The 19,464-nt window shown below is 68.1% G+C and carries 12 protein-coding genes; 6 read left to right on the top strand and 6 right to left on the bottom strand.

Annotation, left to right across the window (positions count from 1 at the left end):
* Positions 1 to 296: 296 nt before the first annotated feature.
* Together OG734_RS26445 and OG734_RS26440 are read left to right on the top strand one after the other, a co-directional pair.
* Positions 297 to 1,337, top strand: coding sequence for an AAA family ATPase (locus tag OG734_RS26445; protein WP_330289975.1), 1,041 nt, complete (start codon positions 297 to 299; stop codon positions 1,335 to 1,337).
* Complete coding sequence (locus OG734_RS26440) at positions 1,334 to 1,894, top strand: phosphotransferase-like protein (RefSeq protein ID WP_330289974.1); 561 nt, start codon at positions 1,334 to 1,336, stop codon at positions 1,892 to 1,894. The genes OG734_RS26445 and OG734_RS26440 overlap by 4 nt, the downstream gene beginning before the upstream one ends.
* A gap of 24 nt (positions 1,895 to 1,918) precedes the next feature.
* Here OG734_RS26440 and OG734_RS26435 read toward each other — a convergent pair whose 3' ends face one another.
* The 6 genes from OG734_RS26435 to OG734_RS26410 all read right to left on the bottom strand — a co-directional run bounded on the left by OG734_RS26435 (position 1,919) and on the right by OG734_RS26410 (position 10,840).
* Positions 1,919 to 2,776 (bottom strand): NAD(P)-dependent oxidoreductase, encoded by an 858-nt coding sequence (locus OG734_RS26435; RefSeq protein ID WP_330289973.1) that lies wholly within the window; start codon positions 2,774 to 2,776, stop codon positions 1,919 to 1,921.
* Positions 2,773 to 3,447, bottom strand: a complete 675-nt coding sequence (locus tag OG734_RS26430; protein ID WP_330289972.1) for an HAD family hydrolase — start codon at positions 3,445 to 3,447, stop codon at positions 2,773 to 2,775. Before OG734_RS26430 ends, OG734_RS26435 begins: the two co-directional genes overlap by 4 nt.
* Positions 3,448 to 3,582: 135 nt before the next feature.
* Positions 3,583 to 6,954: a HelD family protein gene (locus OG734_RS26425; RefSeq protein WP_330289971.1), complete on the bottom strand. Its 3,372-nt coding sequence runs from the start codon at positions 6,952 to 6,954 to the stop codon at positions 3,583 to 3,585.
* A 108-nt stretch (positions 6,955 to 7,062) separates the two neighbouring features.
* A complete protein-coding gene (locus tag OG734_RS26420) occupies positions 7,063 to 7,437 on the bottom strand; it encodes a hypothetical protein (RefSeq protein ID WP_330289970.1) in 375 nt (124 codons plus the stop codon).
* The gene (locus OG734_RS26415) at positions 7,434 to 9,893 is read right to left on the bottom strand and encodes an AAA family ATPase (RefSeq protein ID WP_330289969.1); all 2,460 of its coding nucleotides are present in this window, start codon (positions 9,891 to 9,893) and stop codon (positions 7,434 to 7,436) included. The genes OG734_RS26420 and OG734_RS26415 overlap by 4 nt, the downstream gene beginning before the upstream one ends.
* 314 nt (positions 9,894 to 10,207) lie before the next feature.
* Positions 10,208 to 10,840 (bottom strand): hypothetical protein, encoded by a 633-nt coding sequence (locus tag OG734_RS26410; RefSeq protein WP_330289968.1) that lies wholly within the window; start codon positions 10,838 to 10,840, stop codon positions 10,208 to 10,210.
* Positions 10,841 to 11,073: 233 nt separating this feature from the next.
* Between OG734_RS26410 and OG734_RS26405 the strand changes: the two genes are divergently transcribed.
* The 4 genes from OG734_RS26405 to OG734_RS26390 are packed head-to-tail and all read left to right on the top strand — an operon-like array spanning position 11,074 to position 19,316.
* Positions 11,074 to 13,215, top strand: coding sequence for a hypothetical protein (locus tag OG734_RS26405; protein ID WP_330289967.1), 2,142 nt, complete (start codon positions 11,074 to 11,076; stop codon positions 13,213 to 13,215).
* A 17-nt stretch (positions 13,216 to 13,232) separates the two neighbouring features.
* Positions 13,233 to 14,855, top strand: coding sequence for a class I SAM-dependent DNA methyltransferase (locus OG734_RS26400; protein WP_330289966.1), 1,623 nt, complete (start codon positions 13,233 to 13,235; stop codon positions 14,853 to 14,855).
* The gene (locus OG734_RS26395) at positions 14,848 to 16,041 is read left to right on the top strand and encodes a restriction endonuclease subunit S (RefSeq protein WP_330289965.1); all 1,194 of its coding nucleotides are present in this window, start codon (positions 14,848 to 14,850) and stop codon (positions 16,039 to 16,041) included. Before OG734_RS26400 ends, OG734_RS26395 begins: the two co-directional genes overlap by 8 nt.
* Entirely contained in the window at positions 16,038 to 19,316 is a 3,279-nt protein-coding gene (locus OG734_RS26390; protein ID WP_330289964.1) for a type I restriction endonuclease subunit R, read from the top strand. Before OG734_RS26395 ends, OG734_RS26390 begins: the two co-directional genes overlap by 4 nt.
* The last annotated feature ends 148 nt before the right edge of the window (positions 19,317 to 19,464 follow it).

Below are 19,464 nucleotides of genomic sequence, written 5' to 3'. Positions count from 1 at the left end.
CGGCCGTTCATCGCTCCCTTGGAAGGCCCGTGAGACGAAGAGAACGGCATTACTTGCGACGACGCGGGCAGCAGATCGACAGCCACGGCGGAGCCCCTCCGATCTCGTACGGATACTGGAGACCGAGGCGGGTAAGCGATCGCCGCGTCGGTGTGACCATGACAGCGGCTCGGGGGTGTGCGGAGTATCACAAGCTGTTGCCGAAGCTGCTCATCAGCAGCTCATGGCCGGTTGGTCTGACTTTTCAACATCCGCTTACACACGGGTTCATGACAGGCAGACTTAAGCTCCGGATCATGACCAGGGATGGGCAGGCGATAGGCGCGGTGGGTAAGAGTCGCCCAGGGTGGCGCCCGGACAAGCTGAGGCAGCAGCGCGAGGCGCACGGCCTGACGCTCGAAGGCGCGGGTGAGCAGGTGCGCGAGGTGGCCAGGGCCGCGGGGCTCACGGTGCCGGCCGCCAACTTTCAGACGCTGTGGCAGCACGAGCAGGGTGAGGTCTATCCCGGGCCGCACTACCGTCGCGCGTATTGCCTGCTGTACCGCGCGACCGAGCCTGAGCTCGGCTTCCGTAACGCTCTGCCCGACGAGGCCACGAAGCTCAAGTTCACCGCGTCGAGCGAACCGCAGAACGGCGCCCATGTCCTAGCCGTGGAACGGGCGTTGCACCAGCTGGCACCCAGCGCGGAGGACGCCGACGGCATGGGCGTCCAGCAGCGGATCATCGATGCCTGGAAGCGGCGTCACACCGGCGGTGATCCGAACCGGCCGACGCTGATGATGGTCGGCGGCTACGCGGGCAGCGGGAAGTCGGAGTTCGCCCGCTTCCTGTCGCAGCTCACCGGATGGCCCGTCCTCGACAAGGACCCGATCACGCGCCCGCTCGTCGAGCGCCTCCTTGTTGAAATGGGCAGCGAGCCCAACGACCGGCACACCGACCTCTACCGGGAGAAGGTCCGCCCGCTGGAGTACCAGTGCCTGCTGGAGACCGCGTACGCGAACGTCGACTGCGCGATCAGCACCGTCCTCTCGGCCCCCTTCATCGCCGAGACCACCGACCCTCGGTGGATGCGGCGCCTGATCAACCGCTGCGAAGCACGTGGCGTCACCGTCGCTGTCGTCTGGATTCAGTGCGACCTCGACACGATGCACGAGTACATCAGCTTCCGGTCCGCCGCCAGGGACAGCTGGAAACTCCAGAACTGGGACACGTACGCCAGCGGGATCGATCTCGAACTGCGCCCCGTCGTGCCGCACTTGGTTGTCGACAACCGGCTCGGCGCCGCGATATCACTCACGGACCAGGTACGCCAGGTCTTCGGGACGATGTTCCCGTGAGGCAGGGCATCCTGCTGTACGGGCCGCCGGCCGCAGGCAAGGACACGATCACGGCCGCACTCACCGAACTCGACGCGCGGTACGTGCCATTCACCCGACTGAAGATCGGGACCGGGAAGACCAAGGGCTACCGGATGGGCACACCGGAGCAGTTGGCCGAACTAGAGGCACGCGGCGATGTCATCTACCGCAACGACCAGTACGGCAACATTTACGTCGTCGACCGGCCCGGCCTCGAACAGGCCATGGAGGGAGGCAGGATCCCTGTCGTCCACCTCGGTCAGGTGGTGGGGACAGAGCAGGTGACCGCCCTCTTCCCGGCGCACTGGGTGCGTGTTCTGCTGTGGTGCTCCAAGGAGACCACCGCCCGACGCTCACCCCAGCGGGGCGACGCCGACACGGCGGCCCGGCTGGCCGCGTGGGACGCCACTCAAGCCGATCTTGCGGCCCATCCTCAGGCTCAGTGGGAGCTGCACGTGGACACGGATGCGACGGCACCCCATGAAGCCGCACAGAGGATCGACGACATCGTCCGTGCCACGTCACCTCAGCCCTGACTGACTCGGCGCAATACACCCTGCTCAACTCAGGTTGTCCGCGTCTCCCCCGACGCGCAGGGCTTCCAGCGCCTCGGCGATATCCAGGCGCTCGTCTCTGTTGCCGTCCCACCGGGCGAGCGTCACAGCGGCGGCATGCATGAGGGAGTCCGGCAGCCCGGCGTCGGCCAGCAGAGCCGCCGCGTCCTCAAGCTCTGGGCCCCAACGCCAGGAACGTGCGGCCGTCTTGGGGATGTAATCGGTCTCCACGAGGTAGCTGCGGGTGCGCTTCGCCGCGATCACTAGCAGCTCGTCCGCGACACCGTACGTGTCCGCCGCCCCGTATGCCACGGCGGCCAACACACGGGAGACCTTCTGATAGCTGGAGTACGCGAGCTTGAGAGCGGAGGCTTTGCCGATGCTGTCGCCCAGAACATGGGTCTGCACGTCGGTGCCGGCGAAGAGTTCGGCGATTCGGTCGGCCTTCTCGCCGGGGCCAGACAGATAGAGCGTCGGGGACTTGCCGCCAACCGGAGGCGATCCGACTACGGCGGCATCGATGACCGGCATCGGGGCCAGGCGGTCGGCGATGCGCTGCACGCGCGATGGCGAGACGGCGTTCGCTTCAACATAGATCGTGCCCGCGTCGGCCAGGCCGAGCTCGGCTACCTGGGCGGCGGTCTCCTCCGCTGCGGCGGGAGGGCACAGGGAGAGGAGCACGTCGGAGCGGGAGACGAGCTCGGGCAGTGCCTCGGGTTCGAGGCCCGCGTGCTCGGCCCGGCGACGGGTTGTGTCACTACGCCCGTCGGGGCACCACAGCACGAGGTGGCCGCGGGCGCGCAGTTGGGCGCCGAAGGCGGATCCCATGCTGCCGGGGTGCAGCAGCCCGACGGTGTACGTCATGTCGTGGTCCTCGTGTCGCCGGCGGAGTGCAGAAGCAGCAGGTCGATGGCGGCGCGTGCGTGCGGCGCCGTGTGGTCGGGCTCAGGGGCGTCCGGCGGCCAGGAGCGGCCGTTGCCGATCCAGATGGTGTTGAGCCCCGCTGAGCGTCCGCCGCCGATGTCGTTGACCGGGTTGTCGCCGACCATCCAGCCGCCGTCGCTCAGCACAGTGCCGCAGCGGGCCGCCGCCAGGGCGAAGTGCCGGGTCTGCGGTTTGCGAGCGTCGGCCTCCTCTGAGACGAAAACGCCGTCCACGCTCTCGGTGATACCGGTGGCCCGCAGCTTGGCTCTCTGGATGTCCACCGCACCGTTGGTCGCCACCCCCACTCGCCAGCCGGCCGCACGCAACTCCTCCAAGCCGTCGAGGACCTCGGCCTGGCACGAAACCAAGGCCGCGATGTCGGTGCAGTACGCACGCCACAACTCCGCAGTCGACATGGGTAGCCGGTACCGAGTGCGGATCACGTCAAAGGTGAACGGATAGGCCCGCTCGGCCACCATGTCTAGGACGTTCGCCTGATCTTCGTCCCCCAGGCCGTGCTGGGCGGTGAACCCTGCGGTCCAGTCGGCGAGCGTTCCCCGCCGGTCCACGAGGGTGTTGTCGAGGTCGAAGAGAACCAGAGGCGGCTGCACATCCCGCACCCTAATGCGCGGCGGTCAGCTGTGTGCTCGGGGCTGCGGGGCGGGTCGAGTGACCCTTCCCGCTGCACTCTGCGCCACGCATCGTTCCTTCTTGCTGCCAAAGTGATCAATCTAGACCGATGGCGCCTACGGCTGCGCCGAGCCCAGGGCGGCATCCTTGTCCCGGCCGGCCCAGCTGTTGTGGGTGCGCCAGAGGAGGTGGACACCGTAGACGGCGAGCAGAGTTTCGGCGGCCCAGTCCTCGGCCGGAGGCTCGGTGAGGACCAGGTAGAGACGGTCGGCGGGGGCTGCCAGGGTGTGGTTGATCTCCAGGAGGCGGGCGGCACCCGAGCGGAGGTCGGTATAGGCGGAGTGACCGGCGCCGAGGATCTCGTATAGGAAGTCGCCATCTTCGGCCGTGCGGCTGACATCTACGACTTGGGATGACGTCGCCTGTTCGTCGGCCTCGAACAAGGCCGACATCAGGGCGTGGCGCACCGCTTCGTGCTTCTTGCACGTGCGGTCGGCGGCCGCGGTGGTCTCCAGCGTGTGCAGAAGATTCGTCGCGGACGGTGTCGTTACGGCGGTGTCCTCGGCGAATGCCATGGGCTCGGCTGCTTCCTGCTCGGGCTGCGGTGCGGAGGGTGTGGGTGCGGTCTCGGCTGTCGGCTCGGTCAAGGTGGTCATGCGGTGCTGAAGCGTCTCCCTGGCCTGGGCCAGAGAGGGGGACCAGTCCGTTCGCGCCAGGTTCTCGCGGAGACGACTCACGTCCAGGCTGTCGTCCTTGAGGGCGCGATTGGTTTCGGCGGCGAGGTCACGCAAGATGTTCAGACGCTGTCTGTCGGGTGAGCCGAGCACTCGTCTTACGTCCACCCAGTCCGCCTGGTCGCGGCGGAGTACGCGGTTGGCCATGCCCTTGAGCTCGGAGAGCCGTTCACGGGCGTTCTCCGGTAGGGCGACGCCGTCGGTGGTCAGTTCGTCGAACACGCCGAGCGCCGCCAGGTAGCGCTCGGCCATCTTCGCCGAGATGGGCTGGCGTCCACGCTGGTCCGTCGTGAGCAGGCAGTGGTTCCTCTCCTGCGCGAAGACCCAGCAGTCCAGCTTCTCGCCGGGGCGGGGCGGAGTCGATCCGTGGCGGACGGTCAGGATCAGCGGGACCTCGACCGGCGGGGAGAGCGCTTCGACCTTGTAGCGGCCGCCTGTACCCCGGTCGAGGACGCGGACACGAATGTCGGTGCCGATCTCGGGGACGTCAGCGGCCGCCATCGACGGCTCGGTGGGGGTGGTTCCAGGCCCGAGAGTATCGGTGGTGTCCATGAGGGCATCCGGGAGCGGGGAGGTGTGCAGGACGGTCAGACTCTGGGTGCTTCGGGTGAGGGCGACGTAGAGCTGGCGCAGCCCAGCCGGTCCGCGGTCGGCGATGGTGGCGGGTTCGACGACGAGGACGTGGTCGTACTCCATGCCCTTCGCGTGGGCGGCGGCGAGAACGGACACGGTGGCACGGTGCTCTTCGGTGAGGTCGGGGGTCTGGTCGAGATGATGATTGATCTCGTCGAGCCAGCCGGAGTCGTCGGGGACGATGACGGCCACGCGGCGCAGGGTGTGTCCGTCGCTGGTGCCGACGAGCCGGGTCGTCTGAGTGACGGTCTCGTCGAGCAGCGTCCACGGTTCGGCTGCCAGGATCCGGACGCTGTCGGCGCCCGCTTCGCGCACCGCCCGCGGGTAGGGGAGCGAGGGGGAGATCGTGCGAGCCAGAGGTGCGACGAACTCCATGATTTCCGCCGGTACGCGGTAACTGGTGTTCAGTTCGGCGACATGCCAGTCGCCGTGGTCGGACAGCAGAGTGCCGAGGCGGTCCCAGTCGGCGTAGGCATGCGGACCCGTGGCCTGGGCGAGATCGCCGAGTACGGTCATGGAGCCGTTGACCGCGATGCGTCGGCGCAGTGAGCGTGCCTGCATGGGGGTCAGGTCCTGGGCCTCGTCGATGACGATGTGCCCGTAGCGTTGTGGAGTCTCTCCGGTGATGAGGTAGCGCAGCTCTTCCAGGCAGACGCGGTCGTCGAGGGTCCAGAGGTCGGCGTCCGCCGTGGCTGCCCTCGGACGGTGAAGGGCTGCCTGCTCCTCCGGGTCGAGGACGCCGTCGGCGCAGGTGCGCAGGAGTTCGGGGGAGTCGTAGAGGCTTCGGAGGGCTTCCCTGTCACCGGGCGACTGCCAGACGCGTTCAATCAGCCGCTCGACCTGGCGGTTGCGTTCCAGGTCCCGGCGGATCGTGTCTCCTTGGCTGCGGCGTGGGGCCAGAGCAACGAGTTCCTGCAGCAGGCGGTCCACGAGCAGACTGCGGAAGCGGTTGCGGCGCTCCCGGTAGGAGCCGTCGCCCTCGCGTGCCTCCTGGAGAAGGACGAGAACCTCGGAACGCGGGATACGCAGAGTGGTACTGCCAGCAGTGACCGCGAGTTCGGGCTTGGCGTCCTTGTATGAGGGCGTAGTGGTGAATTCGTCGATCGCGTCGGGGCGGCACTCGTGTTCCACGCGTCGGCGCAGGACGGCGGCCATGCGGTCGTCGGACTTGACCAGTCGCGCGCGTGGGGTGTCGGTGCCGAGGACATCGCCGTCCCAGAGGCGGTTCATCTGAACCGCGTTGATGTTCCGGGTGCCGAGGGTCGGGAGGACCTGGCCGACGTAGTCGAGGAAGCGCTCGTGCGGGCCGATGACCAGGATGTCCTGCGCCTTGAAGTGGTCGTTGTTGACGAGCCACGTCACGCGGTGCAGGCCGACCGCGGACTTTCCGGTGCCCGGGCCGCCCTGCACGACAAGGATGTCGGCGGGAGAACCGGTGACGAGATCCATCTGATCGCGGCGGATGGTCTCGACGATGTCCCGCATGCTGCCACTGCGGGAGCGCTGGAGCTCTCGCAGGAGGAAGTCGTCGGGCGGCTGTTGTCTCTGCCGATGGAGCTGGGTGACATCGGACGGGGTAGGAGCCGGCGGGGCCGTCGGCGTCTCGGACGCCGCGACCTTGGAATCGTCCTGGACCCCCGCTTCGGGCTCGGTGCCGTCGATGACAGACGGCGTGGTGGGAGAAAAGACGGAGATTTCATCGACGTACGTTTCGACGACGTTCTTCGCGCAGCGCAACTGTCTCCGCAGGAGCACTTCGCCTGGCGCCTCGGGCCGGGCCTCCCCCCACTTCTCCGCCACCGGGGCGGTCCACAGCACTACGACGGTCTCGCGAGTCTCGACGTCGGAAACGGCACGGCGGCCGATGTAGAAGGTGTCCGACTCTTCGCCCGGCTGGACTTTGACGCGGCTGACGACCAGCGACGCGTCCCCGAGGCCAGCGTATTCGGCGGCCTTCTCCTCGGCGTCCTTCCGGTTGGCGACGCTGTCCTTGCCGCTGGCGGAGGCCGTGGCGATCGAGCCGCCGCTCAGTTCGGCCAGTCGCTTCTCGTAGCAGTCGTAGGCGCGGTCCACCGCCTTCTGCTCTTCGGCGATGATCTCGTCGCGCACGGTGGTGCTCATGTACGTCCCCTCCCCCTGCGGCGCCCCAAGAGACGCCGCGCGCCGGGAATATGCCCGGCCCCCCGGCAAAAGACTTACCAGACGCATGGGCCAGCTGTGAATATTCGGTCAACGAGGCAATTCCCGTACCAGTTCGCTGACTTCCGCACGCCATGCGTGGACCTGGTCTCGGGTAGGGCCGATCTCGTACTGGTGGTAGTGGCACCCGAGGCAGAGGTGCGACCAGATGGAGTTGGCCCTGCGGGCGGTGGTCGCGGCGGTGTAGCAGCGCAGGCAGAGCATCTTCGCCCGCGTGGTGATGCCGGCCAGTCCCGGCATCACGGCGTCGAGTGTGCGGTCGACCGCGATCTCCAGGGCGGTCCGCAGCGCGAGTGAGGCTCCACGGTGCCGCCCGGCCGCCGAGGCTTCGATGCTGGGGTCGGAGAGCAACTGGTCGGCTGTCAGCAGTAGTTCGTCGATCGAAGTACTTGCGGCGCCGGTCACTTTGCCACCTCCGTCTTGCGCACCTTCTGCGCGAGCTCGCTGATCTCGGTCACGAAGCGGTGCGCGTCGGCGATGCGGGTTCCCGTGGCGTGGGCACCGCTCTGACACTGCTTGAGGAGGTCCACCGCACGCGGGCCGCAACGGGTGCGGAGCTCCCGGTAGACATCACCGGTGCGGCCGATGTCGCCGAAGAAGGCCAGCGCGGCCATCTTCATGAGCTTGTCCGCGTCGGCGACGGCGGACTGCAGATCGTGCTCGGAGCCCCCGGAGCGGAGGTGCTGGACCCAGGCCGCCTCGACGAAGGCGTTCTCCAGCGCGATCCGGCACAGTGCGGGGAGCACGTGGGTGCGGGCCGCCTCCGGAAGACTCTCGGTGCTGGCGAGAGCCCTGGCATCCGCGATCGCCTGGCGGATCGGATCGGTCACCGCCTTGACGTTCACCTTGGACGCCTTGCCCCGCTCGACCTCGAACACCGTGACCGGCAGCTCCTGGGTCGTGAAAGCGCGCTGAAGCCGGGTGTCGTGGGTGAACACGACCACCTGCCGGTGCTCGCCGAGCTCGTGCAGGACCTGGGCGAGCCCGTTGACCTTGGCCGGGTCCATGGACTGCACGGGGTCATCGATGACGATGAAGCCGAACGGGCTGTCGGCGGTGGCCGCACGGGGCAGGAACAAGGACAGCGCGAGAGAGTGCTGCTCTCCCTGGCTCATGACGCTCAGCGCGGAAGCCTCCTCCCCATCGACGGTGACGTCCATGACAAGCTTGCGGACGTTGGCCCTCTCGCTGCCCTGAAGGCTCACCGACTGGAGGTCGATGTCGCTCTCCTGGCGAAGCTTCTCCCAGATCCGCTGGGAGTGGCCGGTGAAGCCCTCCATACGCCTCTCCCGCAGCTCGGCGGTGAGAGTCTTGACCCAGGTGCGGGCCCTCCTGACATGGCCGAGCCGGGGCTCGGCGTCCGCCGCGGTGCGGGCCATTTCCGTCCAGGTCGCCAGGCGCGTGACGAGCTGGCGCCACCGTTCGTCCCGCTTCTCCAGCTCGCGGACCGCGTTGTCCTTCACGGCGGCGCAGGCGTCGGCCAGGGTCAAGGCGGTGTCGTGGAAGCGATGCACGAGCTGAGCCGGATCGCTGATCGCACGACAGGCGAGCCATTCGTTCCAGGGATCGGTCAGGGCGGCCGGGATCCGCTGAGGCGTCTCGATGAGGTTCTGAGCCGCCCGTGCCGCCGACCGCAGTTCGCTGCGCGCGTCCTCGGCGGTCTTCGCCTCCTGCCGGAGCAGGGTGATCTGGGCATCGGCGTCGGCGGCCCACGCGGCGTCGAGGACCCGTTCCGTGCCGCAGACCGGGCAGGAGCCCTCGTCGGGATGACGGTTGCTGTGGGCCAGGGCCTTCTCCAGCAGGCCGACGCGCTGCAACGCGTCCTCGGCCCCGGTCAGGCGCACGTCCTCGACTCCGGCGAGTGCCTCGCGCAGCCGGTCCACCGCTGCTCCGACCTGCTCCAGGTCAGGTCCCCGCATGTCGACCGCGGCACGCAGTTCGGCGAGGAGACCATCATCCTCGGAGGGCAGGCCCGCCACGAGCCTGTCCAGTGCCTCGAAGTCGGGCCGGCCCTTCGTCTCAATGGCGACGAGCGCCTGGACCGCACGCTCGTCGTCCTCGAGCGCGTACAGCGCGGCCTTGATCTCCGGCAACTCATTCTTCGCCGCCTTAACCGCGTCGCCCAGCACCTTCTCCTGCAGCCCAAGGTGGTTGTACGCGGCGCTCAGGTGCCCGAGTCCGAGGATCGTGGCGATGGAGTCATACATCTGGGAGGGCTTGCCGCTGATCATGCGGCCGAGGTCGACGTACGACAGAAAGGGACGGTAGTCCGTCAGGGCCTGCTTCCACGCCGCCTGGTCGAGGGGGACTGCGCCGTGTCCCGGACGCCGGAATGTGCCCACGCAGTCGGTGATGTCGTGGCCGGTCCAGGCGCGAGTGAGCGTGCTCCGGCCGGAGTCGCCCTCAACCGTCAGCTTGACCTCGATCTCCGTCTTGGCGCCATCGTGCAGGTTGCGCCAGTTGCTGGTGCGCGTCGCATCCTGCCCGAGCCAACGCATGTTCGTGCCGGTGAACGCCGTCTCGATGGCTTCGGCGATGCTGGACTTCCCCGAGCCGTTGCGGCCCACGACGAGCGTGACACCCGGCCGGGGACTAAGGTTCAGCCAGGCACGGGGGCCAATGCCGCGGAAACCTTCCACAGAGACGGAGTCGAGGAAGATCCGGCCCATGGGCGAGTTCCCCGGGGTCTGCGCGCTGCCGAGTGCCTCGGTCAGGAGCGCCTTCACGGGTTCGCCGAGGGGCGCGGCAGCCAGACGTGTCTCCACCAGGTCTACGAGCGGCACGGACTCGGCGGCAGGAGCCTGTGGGGCGGGGGGCGCGGAGGGGGACGCGGCAGGCTCGTTCTGTTCCGAACTGGTCATGGGAGTGCTCCTTGATCCGGTACTTGACTGGGAAGTGGCGCAACAGCTGTGCTGCGGGGGCGCTGGGTTATCCCCTTGCGCCGGTTCCGATGAGCTCGACACCCAGAGATGTCGGAGATGACGAAGTCGACAGGGGCGGCGGTCGGTCGCCGATGGCGTGCGCGCGTCGCACGTACGCCGGTGGGCGGTTCCCCGTGAGCGGTCAGCCGCCGAGGGTGTACTCGAGGCCGTCAGCTCGAAGGGCGGCCTCCGTCCGCGAGAGAGCGCCGTGACGGGACACCTCTCAGGCGGCCAGGGAGGGAGGCTCCTCGACGTCAGCCGACCTTCTGCCAGTCCTGGCAGCCGCTGGTCTTGAAGTACTCGCCCTTGTTGACGGTGACGCGGCCCTGCCCCTGGATGTTGTCGTTGGCGATGATCGCGTCGAACTCGCCGGAGGCGTTCTTCAGGCGCGCCCAGTAGCAGTTGGGGATGATGCTGTCCTTCTCCGGGCCGGAGGTCCGGTAGGTGCCGGCCTGGAGGTCCTCGCCCACGAGGTACTGGCCTTCGCCCGAGGAGCTGCTCGGGGGGCCGGACTTCTTCACCGGCTTCGGCTTGGCGGTGACCGTCGCCTTGACCGTCTCGGTGACAGTCACGGCCGGCTTCGGTTCGCCCGCGGCGGCCTTGGTGACCGTGACGGCCGGGGCGGGACTCGAGGAGCCCGCCGTAGCGCCGGACTCTCCGCCGTCACCGATCGCGGCACCGAAGATCAGCGCGACGAGTGCCGTCGCGCCGTGAGTGAGCCAGACCTTGCGCCGCGAGGGCGTATGCCCGGCGGGCGGCAGGCCCGGCACGGGCGGCTGGGTGAACGTGTGCGGCGTCGGCTGTGGAGGCACCGTCGCCCAGCCGGGGCCGGGGCCCATGCCTTCCGACGGCTGGTGGACGGGCGGCATCGAGGGCATGTCAGTCATGGGGAGACCTCCGGATCGCGACTGCGGCGAGCACCGGGTGTCGGTGCGCCGAACGAGCACCAGAGTGGGACCGGAAGGATCAGAAATTTGTTGGAGATGCTGATAACCGGGGTTATCAGCTTTCCTCTCCTGCCCCTTTCCCCTTCTCGGTAGTGTTCTGCCTGCGTCGGTGCCCGCTGATCGACCGGCGAGGATGCCCGAACAGGACCGGTACGGAAGGGAGAGTGGAGCGAGTGACCAGCACACGCGAAGAGGCCGTGTCGCCCATCGTGCCCGAGCCGCCGGCCTGGCGGATCACGTATGCGGAAATCGCCACCCTTGCCCAGGTGCGTCGGCCCGTCCCCACCACCTGGAGCCGTAGGCACCCCGACTTTCCCGCTCCCGTCGCCCACGAGGAAGGGCGGCCCCTGTTCGACGCCCGCGCGGTCGTCGACTGGCTGACGACGACGGGCCGCGGTAACGCGGACGCCCGCCATCTGCGGGCCGAACTGGCCCTGTACACCCTGGCCGCCTGGCGGACGCCGGTCCTTTCCGCCTCCGTCCTGGTGGGAGCGCTGACCGCGCTGATCTGCCTGCGCCAGCAACTCGACGTCCCTCTCTCGGGCCAGAGCTGGGACGCGGTCCTCACCCAGGCCGACGAGCTCGATCCCGAGGACACGTACGTGTCAGCCGAGTTGAAGGCCGTTCTGGAGCCGGACCGCATCGGTCCCGAGCTGGCCGCGTTGGCCGACGAGCTGACCGAGGCCGCCTACACCCCCGCCGAGGCGTTCGACTGGGTCCTGGAGGCCCGGCGCCGCCTCGGCTCCCACGACCTGGCCGCCGACGAGCCCACCCCAGCCGTGGTACGCGCCCTCGCTGCCCTGTCCGGCGTCAACACCCTCGACGAAGGCTCCGTCGTCGCCACCCCGCACGCACGCTCCGGCGACCTGCTCGCCGCCCTGCACGCCCGGGCCGCCGAGGACTCCGGCCACACCTACCTCGCCGCCGACCCCGACCCGGTGCGGGCCCGCCTGGTCCGCCGCCGGATGCTCGTCCGAGGCGTGAACGAGTTCGACCTCGGCGTCACCGAAGGGGAGGACCTGCCCGTCGACGACTGGGGATATCCCCATCTGCTGGTCTCCGTCCTCCCCTACGAGTCGGGGGAGAACCGGAGCCCACAGGTCGTCCTGGAACAGGTACAGGCACTCACCGACTACCTCGACGAAGGCTCGACAGCCGTCGTTCTCGGCCCCGCCGACGTGCTCGTACGCCCGTTCCCCCGGCACAGCGAGGCCGACCGTCTACGCCGGTCCTTCCTCCGGGACGGTTTACTCAAGGCCGCGGTGAGCCTGCCCGACGGCGCGTTCCCCTACCGTCCCGGCTACCGCACCGCCCTCTGGGTGCTGGCCCGCACCTCGGCGGAACACCGCACGGGCCTGGTCCTTCTCGCCGACTATTCCGCGCAGCCGCTCACTGACACGGTCCTTGACGTGCTTGCCGAGGACATCGCCATCTGGCGCGCCGCCCCCTGGCGCGACGACCGCCGCCACGAACCCCGCCACGCGGTGATCGTCCCCGCGAAGGACCTCGACGACCGGCCGGGCGCCGCCTTCACCACCCAGCACCGCCCGCCCATGGCCCGCTACACCCGGGGCGTCATCGAGCGTCCGGTCCGCATCAGCGCCTTGGAGCAGCGCCTGACGGAGCTGCACGAGCAGGCCCGGCAGCGCGCCGACTTACGCACGGCACTGAGGACCCAGGCCGTACTACGTCCCGACGATCAGCCCGTGCGGCGCACCACCGTCCGCAGGCTCCTCGACGACCGGCGCCTGCGCCGACGCCCCGGGCACCGTTTCGCCGATGAACACCTCACGGCAGACGGCCACTACACCGTGCTCACCCCCGACGAGGTCCTCGGCATCGCACGCCCGGGCGGACGCCGCATCGACCGCGGAGTTCTCCTCACCGGCTACGAACACGCCCTGTTCACCGAGCCGGGCGACATCGTCGTCACCACGAGCCCCCACTTCGGCACCTACGTTGACGAAGCGGGCATGTCCCTGGTGGCAGCCCCGGCCCGCATCCTCCGCGTCACCCCCGACGCCGACCCGCCAGTGCTGCCACGAGTGCTCGCGGTACTGCTGCGGGCGGCCGCCGCCGACTACGCGCGCACCAGCGGTGCGGTGCGGGCCTCGCGAGGTATCGAAGACCTTCTCATCCCTGAACTGAGCAGGCGCGAGGCCGAGCGCTTCGACTCCGTGCTCGCCGAGATCGAGACCCGCGCGCACCTCCTGCGGGAGCAGTCCGCCGCTCTCGACGACCTGGTCCGCCTCACCGCCGCCGGCATCGCCGACGGCACGCTCACCATCCAGAACCTGCCCGGAACCGACGACTGAAGGAGACGGTCTGCCCCATGACTACCGCTGCGAAGAAACCCACCGAACAGGCGGAGTTGTTCAACGCCTCCACCGCCAAGGAGATCCAGGCGATCCTGTGGAAGGCCGCCGACAAGCTGCGCGGCTCCATCGACGCCGCGCAGTACAAGGAGTTCGTCCTCGGCCTGATCTTCCTGAAGTACGTTTCCGACGCCTTCGACGAGCGCCGGGGCCAACTCGCCGCGGAACTCGCCGATGACGGCATCACCGAGGACCGGATGGACGACTTCCTGGAGGACCGGGACGAGTACACCGGCGCCCACGTCTTCTGGGTACCAGAGACCGCCCGTTGGACGTGGATCGCCACCCACGCCAAGAGCCAGGGTGTCGGCAAGCTCCTCGATGACGCGATGGACGCGGTCATGCGTGAGAACGCCTCGCTCACGGGCGTCCTGCCAAAGATCTTCAACCGCGACAACGTCGACCAGAAGCGCCTCGGCGAACTCGTCGACCTCATCAGCGACGCCCGCTTCGGCGGCAGCGGAGACAAGCCCGCACAGGATGTGCTGGGTGAGGTGTACGAGTACTTCCTCGGCAACTTCGCGCGGGCCGAGGGCAAGCGCGGCGGCGAGTTCTACACCCCGCAGTCCGTGGTCCGGCTGATCGTGGAGATCCTGGAGCCGTACGAGGGACGGGTCTACGACCCGGCGTGCGGCTCGGGCGGCATGTTCGTCCAGGCGGCCAAGTTCATCGAGGCCCACGCCGGGCGCGCCCACAAGGCCGACATCTCCGTCTTCGGCCAGGAACTCAACGAACGCACCTGGCGCCTGGGCAAGATGAACCTCGCCATCCACGGCATTGACGGCAACCTCGCCCCCCGCTGGGGCGACACCTTCGCCGACGACAAGCACCCCGACCTCAAGGCCGACTTCGTCATGGCCAACCCCCCGTTCAACATCAAGGACTGGGCAAGGGACGAGGGTGACCCGAGGTGGAGGTATGGGGTACCACCGAAGGGCAACGCCAACTACGCCTGGCTCCAGCACATGATCGCCAAGCTGGGCGAGCGGGGCACGGCCGGCATCGTCCTGGCCAACGGGTCCATGAGCTCCCAGCAGAGCGGAGAGGGCGAGATCCGTCAGGCGCTGGTGGAGGCCGATCTGGTGGCCTGCATGGTCGCGATGCCGTCCCAGCTTTTCCGCACGACGCAGATCCCGGCGTGCCTGTGGTTCCTGGCCAAGGACAAGACCCCGCAGGGCGCGAAGCGCCTGGACGACCGGCGCGGCGAGATCCTGTTCATCGACGCCCGGAACATGGGCGAGATGGTCGACCGTACGGAGCGGGTCCTGACGGAGGTCGACCTCGCGAAGATCGCCGGCGTCTATCACGCGTGGCGGGGAACGGCGTCGGCGCGCGAGGAGGGGTTGGCGTACGCGGACGAGGCGGGGTTCTGCTTCTCGGCCGACCTCGCGACGGTGCGGGAGCACGGGTACATGCTCACGCCGGGGCGGTACGTGGGGGCGGTTGAGGCGGAGGAAGAGGGGGCGGATGCGGTGGCGGAGCGGATCGCTGCGCTGACGGAGGAGCTGTACGGGCTGTTCGACAGGTCGGCGGAGCTGGAGAAGACGGTCCGCGTGCAGTTGGGGAGGGTCGATGTCTGAGTGGAACAGGGTCCCACTCGAATCCTTGTTGAAGAGTGGGGTCTCGTACGGAATTGTGCAGCCGGGATCGGCTGAGGCGACCGGGGTGCCGATCGTACGTGTCAAGGATGTGCGCAATGGAAGAATCGATACAAGTGATCCCCTGCGCGTATCTCCTGACGTCGAGGTCAAATATTCGAGAACCCGCCTACAAGGCGGTGAGGTCCTTTTGACCCTGGTTGGGTCTACGGGGCAGGTGGCAATCGCTTCAGATCGGCTCGCCGGGTGGAACGTAGCTAGGGCAATCGGAGTACTGCGGCCTATCCCGGATATTTCTCCTCGATGGCTGCAGTATTTTATCGAATCCGAGGATGCCCAGCAATACATTCGGGAACGCCTGAACACAACAGTGCAGGCCACACTCAATCTCAAAGATGTGCGTGTACTCCCGGTACCCCTTCCCTCGCGTCAAGAACGCGAAGGGATTATCTCCGTCATTGGGTCACTGGATGACAAGATCGCCGTCAACGAGCACATCGCAGCCACAGCGGACACGTTGGTAAGCGCTCATTACCAGAGCGAACAAGCCGGCCTGCCCGCAGAGTCCGAACACCTTGGTCGGCTGGCCCACGTAGTGGTCGGTGGTACGCCGAGCCGCTCCATTCCGGAGTACTGGTCTGGCGGGACGATCAACTGGATCAATTCCGGGAAGGCCAACGAATTCCGCGTTCTTGAGCCCAGCGAGATGATTACCGAGGATGGGTTGTCTGCAAGCTCTGTGAAGCTTATGCCGCCCGGAGCCACCTTGATTGGGATTACCGGCGCCACGATGGGGCAGGTCTCCCGCTTGGAGATCGTCGCCGGGGGTAGTCAGAACGTCGCCGGGGTTTGGTCCGACGACCCGGCGCTCACCGACTGGCTGTTCTACGACATCAAGGCACGAGTCGCCGATCTCACCAAGCATGCTTCGGGCGGGGCCCAGCAGCACATCAATAAAAGGATCATCGTAGAACTTGAGTGTGGGGTGCCCACCGCCGCGCGGCTCGCGGCGTGGTCGGCGAAGACCTCTCCGCTCCTGCAGATTGCCGCTCACGCCCTCGTGGAGACACGCACCCTCGCCACCCTCCGCGACACCCTCCTCCCCCAGCTCATGTCCGGCCGCCTTCACGTCAAAGACGCCGAGAAGATTGTCGAGGATCACACATGACGCACGACGACGAGAGCGGAAGCAGAAGAGGCCCGAACCACCGCCCCCTGGAAGCCGACTGGGAGTTGCTTGCCCTCGACGAGCTCGCCGAGTTGGCCTGGCTGCCGGCATCCGGCAACGAGTTCGCCCCCGGCTCCGGGCACCGTAAGTCCTGGGACGACCTGATCCTCTACCCCGACCTCCGTGAGGCGATCGAGCGGCTCAACCCCGAGTTGCCCCCGGACGCCGTACGCGACGCCATCGCCGCCGCGGCGACCCCGGAGTCGCAGGACACGTACGAGGAGAACCGCACCGCCCACGGTTACCTGACGACCGGCATCCGCTCCGTCGTCTACACCGACGCCTTCGGTGCCGAGCACAACCCGACCGTCCGCCTCGTCGACCTGACGGACCCGGACGGGAACACGTACCGCGCGCTGAACCAGGTAACCGTCGTCGACGGCGAGAAGCGGCGCCGCTTCGACATCGTTCTGTACGTCAACGGACTCCCGCTCGCCGTGCTGGAGTTGAAGCGCGCCGGCGACGAGAGCGCCACGCTCCAGGACGCGCACTCCCAGGTCGCCCGGTACGTGAAGGAGTTCCCGACCGCCTTCCGCTACAACGCGGTGGTGCTGCTCTCCGACGGCATCACGGCGAAGTACGGCACGCCCTTCACCCCGTACGAGCACTTCGCGCCGTGGAACACGGACGAGACCGGGGCCCGCGTCACCCCGTTCGCCGTGGACGGCGACGGGGTGGCCGACTCGGGTCAGAACCTGGCGCTGCACGGGCTGTTCACCCAGACCCGGTTCCTCTCTCTGTGCCGGTCCTTCATCAACTTCGTGCCGCCCAAGCGGATGAAGCGCATCGCGAAGCCGCACCAGTACTTCGCGGTGACCCGGGCCGCGGAGAAGGTGCGCGAAGCGGCAGCCGGAGACGGGAAGGCCGGTGTCATCTGGCACACGCAGGGCTCGGGCAAGTCCGAGGAGATGGTGCTCACCACGGCGATGGTGATGAGCGATCCGGCCCTGCTGAACCCGACCGTCGTCGTCATCACGGACCGCAACGACCTCGACGACCAGCTGTACTCCACCTTCCTCGAGAGCGAGATCCTCCCGGGGACTCCTCTCCAGGTCGCGACCCGGGCCAAACTGCGGGAGGAGCTCGCTGCCAAGAGGACCGGTGGCATCCTCTTCACCACCCTGCAGAAGTTCGGCAGGACCAAGGAGGAGAAGGAGTCGGGGGCCGACCACCCACTGCTCTCCGACCGGCGCAACATCGTGGTCGTCGTCGACGAGGCCCACCGCAGCCACTACGACAACCTCGACGGCTACGCCCGCCACCTCCGCGACGCCCTCCCGCACGCCACGCTCCTCGCCTTCACCGGAACGCCGATCTCCGAGGCCGACCGCAACACCCGCCAGGTCTTCGGCGGCTACATCGACATCTACGACCTCAAGAGGGCTGCCGACGACGGCGCGACGGTCAAGGTCTTCCACGAGGGCCGGGTCATCAAGCTCGTCCTCGGCAAGGACGTCGACCCGACGGAGATCGACGAGGAGGCTGACCGCATCACCGACGGACTCGACGACACCGAACGCCGCCGGGTCGAGACGGCCGTGGCCACGATGAATGCCATGTACGGCTTGCCGGCCCGTGTCAGGGATCTCGCCGAGGACCTGGTGGCGCACTGGGAGGAGCGGCGCGAGCGGATGCGGCCGTTCGTCGGCGTCTCCGAGAAGGGCGGGGCGGCCGGCAAGGCGATGGTCGTCTGCGCGACCCGCGAGATCTGTGTCCGGGTCTACGACGCCCTGCGCGAGCTGCGGCCGGAGTGGCACAGCGACGAGCCGTCCAAGGGCGCGATGAAGATCGTCTTCTCCTCGAACTCCCGCAAGGACGAGGACCACCTGCTCGTCCATGCACTGCCCGACGGCCAGCGTAAGTCGGTCATCAACAGGGCCAAGGACCCTGACGACGAGCTGGAGCTGCTCATCGTCAACAACATGCTGCTGACCGGCTTCGACGCCCCGCCGGTCCACACCATGTACCTGGACCGTCCGCTCAAGGGCGCCAACCTGATGCAGGCCCTCGCCCGGGTCAACCGCCGCTTCCGCGGCAAGGAGGACGGTCTGCTCGTCGGCTACGCGCCGCTGACGGAGAACCTGCAGAAGGCGATCGCCGAGTACACGGACGCCGACCAGGAGGACCGCACCCTCGGCCAGGACCTCGGCCGCGCGCTGGATGAGCTGCGCAACGAGTACGACATCCTCAGCGACATTCTGCGCGGCTTCAACTGGCGAGCGCGACTTGAACAGCCGACCACGAAGGCGTTCGTCAACGCCGCCGGCGGAGCCGCCGAGTACCTTAGTAACCCGCGTACCCCCGGCAATGACCCGGAGAAGCTCGACGACCCCCGCCAGACCCTCGGCCGGCGCTTCCGCGACCGCTCCCACCGCCTGGAGCGCTTCTACGCGCTGTGCGCCAGTGCCACGAACATCGGCGAGCGTTTCCCGGACCACCCAGCCTGGCGCCGGGACATCCAGTTCTTCGTCGAAGTCCGTGCCTACATGGCCAAGCTCGACGCGCTGAACCGCGAGGCGCGTGGCCTGCCTGTCGCCCGCGACGTCGAGCTGTACCTTGCCCAGCTGACCTCGTCCGTGGTCGAGACCGGCGGGATATCGGACCTGTTCGCAGAGGCCGGCCTGGAGATGGCCGACCTGACGCACCTAAACGACGCGCTCGTCGCCAAGCTCCAGGGCAGCGACACCCCGCACCTCGCGGCGGAGGCACTGCGGCGGCTCATCGAGCAGAAGATGCGTGAGGTCACGCGTCACAACATCGTCCGCCGCACGGCCTTCTCCGACCGTCTGCAGGACCTGATGATCCGGTACACGCGGCAGCAGTACACGAGTGCCGAACTCATCGCCAAGCTGGTCGAGATGGCCAAGGAAGTGGTTGAAGACGCTCGGCGCGGCGAGAAGTTCGAGCCGCCGCTGAACTGGCGCGAGCTCGCCTTCTACGACGCTGTGGCCGAGCACGGCACGGCTCAGGAACTCATGGGCGACGAGATCCTGGCGAGCATCGCCCGTGACCTCGTCGCGGAGGTCCAGAAGAAGCTCAAGCCGGACTGGATCGCCCGCGAGCCGGTCCGTGCCGGTCTCCGCAGCGCCATCAAGCGCCTGCTGGCCCGCCACGGCTACCCGCCGGACCGCCGTGCGGAGGCGGTGAAGCTGGTCCTGAAGCAGATGGAGCACTTCGCCGACGAGTGGGCCACCACCGGTATGCCCGACAGCTGAGCCCGCGCGGCCACGTCGGCGCAAGAGCAGTGCACCTACATCCCGACCGTGTCGTGGCCGAGGTCTCCCGCCCTCGGGAGACCTCGGCCACGGCCCGGCGATCACTCTGCGAACCTCGACCACCTTCGACGGCGAGAAGCCACTGCAG

Source organism: Streptomyces sp. NBC_00576 (assembly GCF_036345175.1).
GTDB lineage: Bacteria > Actinomycetota > Actinomycetes > Streptomycetales > Streptomycetaceae > Streptomyces.
The sequence above is the reverse complement of the archived record's forward strand: the minus strand, read 5'-3'. Positions and strand labels throughout refer to the sequence as shown.

Coding starts and splice junctions, on each gene's coding strand:
- OG734_RS26435 (WP_330289973.1), bottom strand. CDS start 2,776: ATGACGTACACCGTCGGGCTGCTGCACCCCGGCAGCATGGGATCCGCC.
- OG734_RS26395 (WP_330289965.1), top strand. CDS start 14,848: ATGTCTGAGTGGAACAGGGTCCCACTCGAATCCTTGTTGAAGAGTGGG.
- OG734_RS26410 (WP_330289968.1), bottom strand. CDS start 10,840: ATGACTGACATGCCCTCGATGCCGCCCGTCCACCAGCCGTCGGAAGGC.
- OG734_RS26415 (WP_330289969.1), bottom strand. CDS start 9,893: ATGACCAGTTCGGAACAGAACGAGCCTGCCGCGTCCCCCTCCGCGCCC.
- OG734_RS26445 (WP_330289975.1), top strand. CDS start 297: ATGACCAGGGATGGGCAGGCGATAGGCGCGGTGGGTAAGAGTCGCCCA.
- OG734_RS26425 (WP_330289971.1), bottom strand. CDS start 6,954: ATGAGCACCACCGTGCGCGACGAGATCATCGCCGAAGAGCAGAAGGCG.
- OG734_RS26400 (WP_330289966.1), top strand. CDS start 13,233: ATGACTACCGCTGCGAAGAAACCCACCGAACAGGCGGAGTTGTTCAAC.
- OG734_RS26390 (WP_330289964.1), top strand. CDS start 16,038: ATGACGCACGACGACGAGAGCGGAAGCAGAAGAGGCCCGAACCACCGC.